This window comes from Anoxybacteroides tepidamans (genome assembly GCF_014201465.1).
Classification (GTDB): Bacteria; Bacillota; Bacilli; order Bacillales; family Anoxybacillaceae; genus Anoxybacteroides; species Anoxybacteroides tepidamans.
In genome coordinates this window covers 1-12,502 of the sequence record NZ_JACHEP010000007.1, presented here as the reverse complement: position 1 = coordinate 12,502, position 12,502 = coordinate 1, and the positions used below count along the sequence as shown (strand labels likewise).

General features: G+C 40.4%; 8 protein-coding genes and 1 pseudogene. 8 read left to right on the top strand and 1 reads right to left on the bottom strand.

What is annotated here, in order from left to right:
- Positions 1-160: 160 nt before the first annotated feature.
- The 7 genes and pseudogenes from HNQ34_RS17780 (at position 161) to HNQ34_RS08010 (ending at position 9,904) form a co-directional block, all read left to right on the top strand.
- The gene (locus tag HNQ34_RS17780) at positions 161-2,209 is read left to right on the top strand and encodes a DNRLRE domain-containing protein (RefSeq protein ID WP_312856110.1); all 2,049 of its coding nucleotides are present in this window, start codon (positions 161-163) and stop codon (positions 2,207-2,209) included.
- Positions 2,175-5,774 carry an RHS repeat-associated core domain-containing protein gene (locus HNQ34_RS17455; RefSeq protein WP_246363960.1) on the top strand — a complete coding sequence of 1,200 codons (3,600 nt, stop codon included), beginning with the start codon at positions 2,175-2,177 and terminating at the stop codon, positions 5,772-5,774. Before HNQ34_RS17780 ends, HNQ34_RS17455 begins: the two co-directional genes overlap by 35 nt.
- A 680-nt stretch (positions 5,775-6,454) precedes the next feature.
- On the top strand, positions 6,455-6,697 hold the full coding sequence (locus HNQ34_RS08030; protein WP_043968622.1) for a hypothetical protein: 243 nt from the start codon (positions 6,455-6,457) through the stop codon (positions 6,695-6,697).
- 208 nt (positions 6,698-6,905) lie between these two features.
- Positions 6,906-8,093 (top strand): annotated as a pseudogene (locus tag HNQ34_RS08025) (IS701 family transposase).
- A 170-nt stretch (positions 8,094-8,263) separates the two neighbouring features.
- Positions 8,264-8,500, top strand: coding sequence for a hypothetical protein (locus HNQ34_RS08020; protein WP_021321627.1), 237 nt, complete (start codon positions 8,264-8,266; stop codon positions 8,498-8,500).
- 143 nt (positions 8,501-8,643) lie between these two features.
- Complete coding sequence (locus tag HNQ34_RS08015) at positions 8,644-9,438, top strand: RHS repeat-associated core domain-containing protein (protein ID WP_006324203.1); 795 nt, start codon at positions 8,644-8,646, stop codon at positions 9,436-9,438.
- 16 nt (positions 9,439-9,454) lie between these two features.
- Positions 9,455-9,904, top strand: a complete 450-nt coding sequence (locus tag HNQ34_RS08010) for a DUF5071 domain-containing protein (protein WP_052023561.1) — start codon at positions 9,455-9,457, stop codon at positions 9,902-9,904.
- A 201-nt stretch (positions 9,905-10,105) separates the two neighbouring features.
- On the opposite strand, the gene HNQ34_RS08005 is transcribed toward HNQ34_RS08010, so the two are convergent.
- Positions 10,106-10,351, bottom strand: a complete 246-nt coding sequence (locus HNQ34_RS08005; protein ID WP_143271315.1) for a hypothetical protein — start codon at positions 10,349-10,351, stop codon at positions 10,106-10,108.
- 193 nt (positions 10,352-10,544) lie between these two features.
- Between HNQ34_RS08005 and HNQ34_RS08000 the strand changes: the two genes are divergently transcribed.
- On the top strand, positions 10,545-11,879 hold the full coding sequence (locus tag HNQ34_RS08000; protein WP_246363956.1) for an RHS repeat domain-containing protein: 1,335 nt from the start codon (positions 10,545-10,547) through the stop codon (positions 11,877-11,879).
- Positions 11,880-12,502 lie beyond the last annotated feature (623 nt).

Sequence of the window (12,502 nt, the reverse complement as noted above, 5' to 3'; positions counted from 1 at the left end):
AGCCGCTAAACGAATGCGGGTGGGGGTTTTGTTTTATAGTCATCTTTAAAGTAAAAAATGTAAATTTACATTATTTGGATTATTCCGAAGCCTTGTATTGCATTGCTATAATCTTATTGACATCCGGATGATCAACATATCCTGAGAGGAAGGGAATAAGGTGGAAGGAAAGTCGATATTTAACTATCGCTATGTGGCTATGATTCTCTCATGTTGTTTAATTTTTAGTATTGTCGTCCCCCCATTTGCACAAGCTGCTCTTGGGAAATCGGAACGCGTAGTGCAAAAAAGCCGAAATATTGAAGCTAACATTGGTGATCTTCCCACGAAACGGCCAAAATCAAAATTAGAGCTCGAGAGCAGACGGACAAAGTATTCGACAAGATACTTGAATCCGGATGGAAGCTTTACTGAAGAGATATACCTGCAACCCCAATTTTATCAAGATCCTCTTGATAAGAAATGGAAAAAAATTAATAACGATCTAAAACCCAACGGGGCCGATATGTTTGAGAATACGGCTAACGCCTTCAAAGTAACATTCGCAAAACAATCGAGTCAACCTGAACTTGTTTCGATCAAAGAAAATGATAGAATCCTTTCGTTTATCCCAATAAATGCGAAAAATGTGCAAGGTGTTGCGAAAAATAATGAAATCATTTATAAAGGGTTATTTGAACAAACCGATGTGCGATATCGCCTTCAAGGCAATGCGGTCAAAGAGGATATTATTCTTAACAATAAACCTTCCAGCAATGCTTTTACTTTTGAGATGAAACTAAAAGGGGTAAAGGCTGTTGCTAAAAAAGACGGAACGATCGTCTTTGAAGACTCAAAAGGGAACCCTAAGTGGTACTTAGAAAAGCCATATATGTTCGATGCGAACCACAAGTATTCTGATCAAGTTGCCTTTCATTTACGTCAAAATAGCGGCAAAACTTATATTGATGTGATAGTAGATGAGAGCTTTTTACAAGATCCAGACACCATATATCCGGTAACGATTGACCCTACGATCAATGAATGGGATGTTTTGCGGGATAATTTTATTGCCTATAATTTTCCTGATTCTGTCTATTCGAGCAACACATACATGCATACAGGTTACAACAGTTATTTCGGAACGACTCGTGCTTTAGTGAGATTTTACCTTCCGAGTCTTCCGAGTGATAGTGTCATTTCCAGCGCTACATTTAATGCCTATCAAACAAATGCCGATGGTCAACAAGTATCTATTGATTTACATCGAATTACAAGCAATTGGTCTTCTTCTGTTACCTGGAATAATCAGCCTTCTATTCGAAGCACAAAAGAATCAACGACAACAAACAATACGGCCAATACGTACTGGAGCTGGGATATCACTCAGTTGGTCAAGGACTGGTACAATGGTATTCAGCCGAACTACGGCTTGATGCTGAAACAGCAGAACGAATCGTCTTCTCCATATCGCACATTTAATACGGTAAACAATAGTGTTAATACGCCGCGCATTACGATTAATTATTGGGTAGAGCCAATCGGCCAAGAATCTTTCTGGACGACCACTAAAGATGGGGTGAATCCAGCAAACGGAAACCTTGTTTTACAAACAACGGATCTTGCTATTTCTGGTCTGGGCGAAGATGTTGAATTTACGAGAACATACAATAGCCGAAAGTCCGGATCGAATGGGATGTTTGGTTATGGATGGATGTCTAATCTCGAAATGAATATTTGGGATGCAGGCAGTGGACCAGTTACGTTTGTTGATGGAGATAATACTCGTCATATTTTTGGTGAAAAAGTTGGCGGGGGATACGAAGCTGCTGGTGGTGTCTATCTCGATCTAATCAAAAATGGGGACGGCACTTATACAATAACCAAAACCGATGGTACGAAACTTTATTTCAATACAAATGGCAAACTTTCTCGCATGGTCGATACAAATGGGAACACGACTACATTGAATTATAATGCAAACGGAAAATTAGCTTCAATTACAGATGCATCAGCAAGAACGACGACGATTGCCTATGGAACAAACGGATATGTATCGAGTATCACCGACCCAGCAAACAGAACCATCTCTTATGAGTATGATGCTTCCGGCAACCTAACGAAAGTTACGGATGCTCAAGGAAACGCGACCATTTTTACGTATGATTCGGATCATAATCTAACAAGTATTAAAAATGCCCGAAATATTACGACGACAATTGGTTATTGATACACTCGACCGCGTAACAAGCATTGAACGCCCTATTACGATTAACGGCGCACTTACAAATAGTACCACAAATTATTCATATGACAAAACCAATGGTGTTACGTCGGTCACAGATGGCGAAGGGAGACGGGTAGATTATACGTACAACGCTAACGGCAATATTATTCAAATCACAGAAAATCCTTTAGATGCTCAAAACAAGGCTGTGACAACATTCGATTATGATAATAACAATAATTTAACCCGAGTAGTGGAACCAAATGAAAATAAGGCGAATGGAACCGCAGCGTTCATTTATCAATATGACGAAAAAGGAAATATTGTCAGCGTTCAATTGCCAGAAAATCAGTCGGCACAATATACGTATGATTTGCAAAATAATCTTATCAAAGAGCAGGATTTCAACAGCAACGTCAGCACATTTGATTATGATCAAAATAACAATCAAACCGAAGCGATCGATCCTTATACACAATCAGTTTCACAGCGATACGATAATCTGGGAAATTTGCAGTATTCGACGTATCCAATGTCTACAGCTGATAACTTGGTAAGTAACTCTAGCTTCGAATTCGATCATAATGCGGATAATTGGCCAGACAACTGGACAAAGGCCGTAGAATCAGGGAAAATCGCTACATTCAGTTGGACGACAACAAGCAAATTTGGGAATAAAGCGATCAGCATTTCGAATTCGACCGGATGGGCGATTGTCAGTTCTGATAAGCAGCCGTATGATGGTGGAGTTTATGTGGCAAGCGGTTATGTAAAAACATCGTCCATGTCTGCCAGAGCTCTTATTAAAGTTGAATATTTTGATGCGCAAGGAAACTGGTTAAATCAAAAAATTTCTTATGGGTTGGCAGGAACGAACGATTGGACTCGGCTTCATGTCGTCGCGGATAATGCTCCATCGGGAACTCAGACGATTCGGGTATCTGTCGGTGTAAACGCTGGTTCTGGGACTGCTTATTTCGACGGGATCCAATTAGAGAAAGGAACGGTTGTCAGCGCCTATAATCTTGTTGATAATTCCAGCTTCGAGCGAGATATGAATAGTGATGGAATTCCTGACAATTGGACGACAAGCGGCAATTTATCAACAAATGATGGACTAGATACAACAGTTGCGAATATATATGTTGGAAGCAAGTCATTTAAAATCACAGGAGAGTCTGGGAAAAATAAGCATATTAAACAACGGATTAATATTTCTGGCGACAGCAACACTAAACTTACGTTGTCTGGATGGTCCAAACAAGAAGGAGCCAATCCAAACGGCGGTTACTATAGCTTGCAAGTAGCAATCCACTATACGAATGGTACAACCGATTGGGGTTATGCAAACGACTTTGATAAGGCGAAGACTGACTGGCAACATGTTGCCGCGGAAGTAAAACCGAAACAGGCCTTCGATTACATTGACGTGTATTATTACTATTATAATCAAACGGGCACAGCATGGTTTGATGCAATGCGTCTAGAAGTAGGAGCTTCTCTGACGTCGTACACGTATGATGCAAAGAAAAACTACGTCACCAAAGTCACCGATCCGGCAGGAAATACGGTTTCGTACACATACGATGCTATCGGAAACCAAACGAGCGTCACAGATGGAAAAGGAAAAACGACTTCTTACGAATATAACAACAATAACCAATTAACCAAAGTCACCGACCCAAACGGAAATGTGACTACCTATGGTTACGACGGCGCGGGCAATCGAACATCGGTCACTAATGCAAAGAATTATACAACTAACTATACGTATAATGAATGGAACCAAATCTCTAGTTTCAAGAACCCGTTAAATCAAACGACATCGTTTGCTTATGATAAAAACGGGAATCTTACAGGGGTTACGTATGCAAACGGGGATCGCGTATCCTATAGCTACAACGCGCTGAACCGACTCATTGCCGTTGCTTACAACGGGACAACAAAATGGACGTTCAATTACGATGCCAATGGCAACGTGACATCGGTGACGGATGCCAATGGAAATGCAACCACGTACACATACGATAAAAACAACCGTCTGACTCGCATCAGCAAAGGATCATCGAACGCCATTGCCTACGGTTATGACGATAATGGAAATGTTACATCGACATCCATTACGGCTGGTACAACGACTGATACGATTGGATACAGCTATAATCCATTGGACCAGTTAGTCGTCTTGTCAAGAAACAGCGCGAATTTAGCGAGATTTACGTACGATGAGCGCGGAAATATTTCGGCCATCATCCATGCCAATGGAACTTATACCGCTTATGAATATAACGATGCCAATCAGCTAAAATCATTGAAAAATTTCGATGCCAACGGAAATGTTTTAAACTACTTCCTCTACAGTTACGATGCGAATGGCAATATTACAGCTGTAGAAACAAAAGATGGAACGATTACGTATGAGTATGATGCATTGAATCAGCTGACAAAGGAAACACTAGCGGATGGAACAGCGATTACGTACGAATACGACGCGGTTGGCAACCGGACGAAGAAAATCGTCAACAATGGAACAACTACAACGACTACGTACACGTATGACGCCGCCGACCAACTAACAGCCGTTAACGGACAGGCATACACATATGATGTGAACGGGAATTTAACGAACAACGGCAACAAAACGTTTGTGTATGATGACGAAAACCGTCTCATTCAAGTAAAAAACGCATCGGGCACTACGATCGCAACCTATACGTATGACCATCAAGGAAGACGCATCAGCAAAACAACATCAAGCGGTACGACTTACTATCACTACGATGGCGACTCGATTCGTCTGTTGTATGAAACAGACGCCAACAACAACATCACAGCGGAATATACGTGGGACGCATTGGGCCGCCCGGTCACGATGACGAAAGCCGGAGCCACTTACTACTATCATTTGAACGGTCATGGAGATGTCGTTGCATTGACGGATGCAAGCGGAAATGTCGTCGCCCAATACGAGTATGACGCATGGGGTAACATTCTGTCCAAAACCGGTGCGCTGGCATCGGCGAACCCATACCGTTATGCCGGGTATTATTACGATGAGGAAACCGGACTATACTACCTAATGGCGCGGTATTATGAGGCGAATATGGGGCGGTTCTTGACAAGAGATACGTTCCATGGGGTTGAGAATGAGCCGCAAAGCTTGAATCAGTATGTGTATACGAAAAATAACCCTGTTAATTCTATTGATCCAAATGGTCACTACTCAAAGCGACTTGATTTAGGGTTCAATAGTTATATTAAGGTAAATATAGGTTGGCAAGAAATATCTGTAACAATTAATTTAACTCCTGGATTTTTAATAAGTACAGGTATAGGCTTTGGTGCAGGTTTAGCCGCCAGTTATGTAATAAAACAAGTTTTGACTTGGTATCTATTCCCGGTTCTTTCTAATATCATATTAACTAAGGCAGCAGAAAAAGTTGTTAACTATTTAGCAAAAAAGCTTTCAAAATCTGCATTTAAAAAAATAACCAAAGGATATAACTGGACAAAAAAATCTATATTCTATACGAGCTTGGTAGTTCCAAATCTAATATTTAGGTATTAAATTCGGGTATTATTGTAAATTATCAAGTTAATTCGGAATAGAATGGTCATTTTTTTGCAAATCCAAACGGATTTTTGCACGTTCATCCAGCAAAAATCTGCGGAATTATGCAAATTTCCTCCCTTCTGTTTACAGAAAAAAACATTCGGTTGCTTAATATGGAGCCACTGCGGACATGTGTTCTAGGGAAAGGTGCGAGCACTAATCCTTGTTTTGCTAGGCATTGAACCAAACATGTCCGCTACTCCATGTAAAACGGATACATCTAATTTGGAGGTTAAATTCCAAATTAAAGTGATTGGCTGACGTACAAGGGAAATAATAATCTTTAAATTTATATTGCCATGATTTTGGGAAGGAATGTTTTATACACACTATAATGTGATTTTGTAAAGTGTGAGTAACAAAGAAGCGTTCGGGTATAGTCAGTTTCTCATCCAGCACATGAACTTTTGTAGATCTATCTCTTGATTGAGAAAAAGAAGTGCTTTGAAGGTAAATTGAATTCAGAAAACGGAATATTTAATTTTTAGGAAACACACTTAGTTCGCAAAGTGGAATTTGATTTAATGAACTAATAATTTAATGTGCCATATTATGATTAAGTTAAAAATGGTTGAAATGCCCCTTGATTGAAATTTTTAGATTTAAATAAATTAGCCATAAGGATGGTGTAAAAAATGGAATTAACCTTGATGTCAATCATTTTTATTTTAATAGGGTTGTCTTTAATATGGCTATCTATTTTTGGATCTAATGTAAAAATTAAAGAGTCTTCCTCTGGAACACCAACAGATGTTTCTGACTTTTTTCTTATGATGATTTATAAACTTTTCCCTCCTATAATTAGAAGGATATTTTTATTTTTGTTGGGATTAGGTATTGTAATTGGATTCATATATTTACTGTTTTTGGAATTCTAGCTGATGATACTATATAGATGTAATTAGGGGGGCCAGCAGATTCGCCATCCAGCAGTAGAAATCGAAAAATCGCCTAAAATAACATATTGACTGTAGATGAGTAAATTAGCTAACATAAATTTACAATCAAACAAAAAAGGAGACATGAACCAGACTCCTTGGTTAGAATAGATGTGCCACCAACTACCCACAAGGAGGTTCATGTTTTATGAATAGATTAGCGTATCATCAAGGAATCCACAAGTTTTTCATGATGTTGGGGTTGGCCTTGCATATCTCCAAACCGGTTTGGAAGCATCTCGTTCACCTTGTCGATGCCTTGACTACCAAGAGATTTTCGGGAACGTTGACCGATGTCCATCACTGGAGTTTTCATCCGAATCATCGAACCACGCTCAGCCACTTTTTCACGAAAAGCCCTTGGAACGAGGAAAGGCTGCTTGAGAAGCTTCAAGAGTGGGTTCTTCGCCAGATCGAACGCCTAGCCAAACGGACGAATCAGCCCCTTTTCCTTTCAATTGATGATACGATTTGCCAAAAAACGAAGCCTTCGTCACGGGCCACGCACGTCATTCAAGGATGTGATTGGCATTACTCCCATAAAGATCATCAAATGGTCTGGGGGCATTCGCTCATTTGGCTGATGGTGCACACCTTCACGCAAGCGTTTCCGTTCGCGTTCCGCTTGTATGACAAGAAGGCGGAAACAAGCAAAATGGACCTGGCGATCGAGATGCTTTCCTCGCTCAAAGGAAAACGGGCTCGTCCGGTGTATGTGCTTATGGATTCATGGTATCCGTCCAGGAACTCATCGAAGCCTGCCTGAAACAGGGATTCCATGTCATCGCGATGCTCAAGACGAACCGGATTCTCTACCCGAAAGGCATCGGGGTCCAAGCCAAGTCGTTTGCCCGCCATATCGAGCCAAAAGACACCCGCCTCGTCACGGTGGGTCAGGAGCGTTACCGCGTGTATCGCTATGAGGGGGCGATCCATGGCCTCGATGACGTATTGGTGCTGCTGTCTTGGAAGTCGGATCAGCCGATGACGCTGGAACATTTCCATGTCGTCTTGAGCACCGATCGGGAGCTAGGCGATGAAGAGATCTTGCGTTACGATGCCCAGCGTTGGACGATCGAATGCTTTTTCTGGCAGGCGAAAGAGCAACTGAAGCTGGATGGATACCGCGTTCGTCACATTCGGGCGGTGAAACGGTATGGGGTGACCGTTTTGTTGGCTTGCGTGTACAGCATAGCGGAATCCCAACAAAGACATCTCTGCCGGGCTGGACCTTCTTCGGACTCGGAAAGGACATAGCCTGATTGAGTTCATTTACAACGCGGCGAAGCAAGATATTGCCATTGATGTTGTCAAAAAACAGCTCCATGTCGCCTAAGGGGTACCCTGTTTGTCTCTTTGTTAATGGAAAATGTTGTAATGAAAATTGCTCATCTACAGTAACAATGTAGGAATTTTATGGGCAACTGCTAAGCCTTATGTAAAAAAAATATATGAAAAATATAAAAAATGGTTATAAAATATAATGAAATAAAGGAGTAGAATTTAATGGAGGAGGATTTTTACTGGTCTATATTTAATTTTTCAGTTGGAATTTTTGGGATTTGGATGTTTTTTTACACAACACGACAAAGATTTTTTCATAGCAAAACTTTTAGTCGTCTTAAATATATAACCCCATTGCCTATATCTTTTAATTTTTGGTTGATTAAAATTTTGTATTTTGTTGGCGGATTATTATGTGTTGTAGTTGGAATATATGGAATGGCTCGTCCATTTCTCTAAGTAATGAGTATCCATGATGCTTATTGGCATCATGGATCTGTTTTTAGGGAATGATACGTATTACTTAGTTTATCGGATGAAACGACGCCAACAACAACATCGCAGCGGAATATACGTGGGACGCATTGGGCCGCCCGGTCACGATGACGAAAGCCGGAGCCACTTACTACTATCATGTGAACGGTCATGGAGATGTCGTCGCATTGACGGACGCAAGCGGAAATGTCGTCGCCCAATACGAGTATGACGCATGGGGTAACATTCTGTCCAAAACCGGTGCGATGGCAACAGCGAACCCATACCGTTATGCCGGGTATTATTACGATGAGGAAACCGGGCTATACTACCTAATGGCGCGGTATTATGATGCGAATATGGGACGGTTTATTACAAGAGATACGTTCCATGGGTTTGAAAATGAGCCGCTTAGTATAAATCAATATGTTTACACTAAAAATAATCCTGTTATATATGTGGATATAAATGGTCACTTCGCTTTTCTTTTAGTTCCATTAGCAGGTGTATCAATTTCATGGCTAACAGCAGCCGCTGTTGAGGCAACCGCAATAGTGATTGCATATGTTGCAGCAAATGAGATAGTCAGTGTTTTAGAACGTAAATTTAATAGGAAAAACCCAACAGTTATTTATCGTACTGGAAGTGGAAACGGCACTAATTTAACTCCAAGACCAAAAGATGTTAGTGGGCTATCCTATACTACAGTAAAGCCTTTATCTGGACCATATACAGCAACTACTATTGAGGCCATTAATGCAACAGGAAAACTAGTAGCAATAAAAGATGGTAAAACTCATGTGTCAGTGAGACCAGTAAATATGAAGAAAATGCAGGGATGGATAAACTCAAGGGAAAATGCTAATACTAGACCACATGAATATACAAAATTATTGCAGGCCCTTTCTGTGAAAGTTAAATAGTAGGAGATGAATTTTAATGGAACTTAGTGAAGTTAAAAGATTGATGAAAAACTTGAGTTGGAATATGCCCCAAGAAGTTCAACTATCTGCAATAAGGGAGTTAACAACAATTGATGATGAATACACTCCTTTGTTAATACAAGATACCGAGAAGCATTGTTGGGAGAATGCGGTTAAAGTTTTAAATAAAATTGGATACCCACGAAATAGGCTGGCGATACCCTGCTTAATAGAGTTAATGCAAGATATGAATTGGCCTGGTGTCCCTACAGCGATAGAGATATTGAAGAGTATAGATAAAAGTGTGATAGTTCCACATATAGAGGCTTCGCTAATAAAAGCAGCTGAGGATGACGATCGCATGTGGATAGGGGGAATTCAGAGACTTATAGATATATTACAAATTTCTGAATCAGACTTTCATGATAAGGAAGTATATAAGTTATTAAAATTATCGGATTGGTAAACCAAGAAATTAGGAGCGGGCACTTGTCTTTTATGAAATAATATTGTATAGAATCCCCCAACTGCGTAAAATGCAGCTGGGGGTGTTTTATAGGATGAGTATCTGTCACTTGGTTTATGTGACGAAGCGGGTGCCAATAAAAAATGGTAGTGCAATATATATGGGCCGCCTAGTGATGATGACGAAAGGCGGAGTCATTTACTATTTCGGTCTTCCATACTTTTTGCCAGCCTGCCTCTGTTTTTTCAATGCAATCGCTCCGAATTTGGAGCGGGAAGGCGGTTCGCCCGCTTGAAGTTGGAATGTCGCCACGATTTGGTTGCGCCCGTCTTGATCAAAATCATACAGCTCGATCGATTCGGGATCTGCAAGAACAGTGTTGGGTGGTATAAACTTTTTCGCTATTTCCATCCACTCATCGCGGGCCAAAGCATGAATGGACTGCAAGGAGAAGAGCCCTGCGAAAAGCAAAAAGCGAGCCGTTTTTTCATCTTGTTCCTCCGTTATCCGGTTTTTGAAGTTATGATTCCGGATTAGCGGCGGCATTTATACATGAAAACAGCGGCTCATCCCGGCAACATGCCGGACTTATGCAGCGCGGTGGAAAGCAGAAGAGCAGCGATCAAAGCGGGAATCGATATTGGCGAACAGTGCCTGGCACTGTTCGATAATCCATGCGAATGGCACCTATACCGCCTACGAGTATAATGATGCCAACCAGTTAAAATCGATTAAAAACTTTGGCGCGAACGGCAATGTCTTAAATTACTTCAACTACAGCTATGATGCCAATGGCAACATTACCAGTGTGGAAACCAACAATGGAACGATCACGTATCAATATGATGCGTTGAATCAGTTGACAAAAGAAACACTAGCAGACGGGACGACCATCACGTACGAATACGATGCTGTGGGGAACCGTACGAAGAAAATTGTAAATAATGGAACGACTACTACCACAACATACACGTATGACGCCGCCGACCAATTAACAGCGGTCAACGGACAAGCGTACACGTACGATGCCAATGGCAATTTAACGAACAACGGCAATAAGACATTTGTGTACGATGATGACAACCGTCTCATTGAAGTAAAAAATGTATCTGGTACAACCATCGCGTCTTTCACGTACGATCAGCTTGGAAGACGCATCAGCAAAACCACATCAAACGGAACCATTTATTATCACTACGATGGCGACTCGAACCAAGTGCTATATGAAACAGATGCAAACAACAACATCGTGGCGGAGTATACGTGGGACGCATATGATCACCCAATCACGATGACCAAAGGCGGAGTAACTTACTATTATCATGTCAACGGTCATGGGGATGTTACGGCATTAACGGATGCAAGCGGAAACGTTGTAGCGGAATATCAATACGATGCATGGGGGAATATTCTTTCCAAAACCGGCGCGATGGCATCAGCCAACCCATACCGTTATGCGGGTTATTATTATGATGAAGAAACTGGATTATACTATCTCATGGCACGTTATTATGATGCTAATATTGGTCGGTTTATTACAAGGGATACGTTCCATGGGTTTGAGGATGATCCGCAGAGTTTGAATCAATATGCTTATGGAAAAAACAACCCAGTAACTTATATTGATCCAAGTGGACACATATCAATAAACAAGCGTGTTCAGTATGCACTCAAATACGCCATAAAATTTTGGTTAGCAAATTATATAGGATGGGATAATGCCAGTTGGATATTTACTAGCATTTGGGCAGGAATAGCAAAGGGACGTGAAGCTTATAAAATAAGTTATAGCAAATCTGCACAAGAAGCTGTAAAGCATTTAGGAAGATCAAGAACTATGTTACAAAATGCAAGAAAAATAGCATTAAAAGTTGCGATACGTGCTGGATTGAAAGCTGCAATACCAATAAGCGCTGTTGGAGACGGTTATTTGCTTATTAGAGGATTCATCAAAGGATGGAATAAATATAAATAGAATTGTTGGATTAGTACTCAATTATTAACCATAATAATTGGGTACTATCATTAAGAAAATAATAGTTAACGAGTTTTTACTTCTATTTTGAATATTCAGGTCTGATATGTTAGACTATAGATCAGCAGATTTTAAGCGATATAGTATAACAAAATGAAAAGATAATTATGTATATATAGGAGAATGAGCTATGGACCTTTCACAGCTTGCAGTTTCGCCATTGTATATTATAGTGTTAATTGGATGTATAGGATATTTGATTTTTTTGCGTGAAGATAAAGGCTTTGCCATTATCTTGGGAAAAGTTTATTCTATTTTGCACATATTTATTTATTTGGTAGCACTTTATTTGTATGTCACAAAATAATGTGTGGTTTTGTAATGTATAGTTATTTTGCGATTTTGTGTACAATTCATCTAAAGTCCTCCTTGGCATGATTTCAGGGTCAATTGGGTCATTGACACCCCTGCATCATACCAAGAGGGCTTTTTTTGTTCAAGTCCTCGGAAAAGCTTTTAACAGGAATGCTCCCTCTAGAAATGTTGATATATCAAGGTTTCTTGGCATCTTAGGGGTGCCAAAAAAATATTTTTCGACAAAGCTCATCACATACTTTTGAATT

Bases quoted from the DNA above. Each gene is read 5' to 3' on its own strand.
- HNQ34_RS08010 (WP_052023561.1), top strand. From the start codon at position 9,455: ATGGAACTTAGTGAAGTTAAAAGATTGATGAAAAACTTGAGTTGGAAT.
- HNQ34_RS08030 (WP_043968622.1), top strand. From the start codon at position 6,455: ATGGAATTAACCTTGATGTCAATCATTTTTATTTTAATAGGGTTGTCT.
- HNQ34_RS17455 (WP_246363960.1), top strand. From the start codon at position 2,175: ATGCCCGAAATATTACGACGACAATTGGTTATTGATACACTCGACCGC.
- HNQ34_RS08020 (WP_021321627.1), top strand. From the start codon at position 8,264: ATGGAGGAGGATTTTTACTGGTCTATATTTAATTTTTCAGTTGGAATT.
- HNQ34_RS08015 (WP_006324203.1), top strand. From the start codon at position 8,644: ATGACGAAAGCCGGAGCCACTTACTACTATCATGTGAACGGTCATGGA.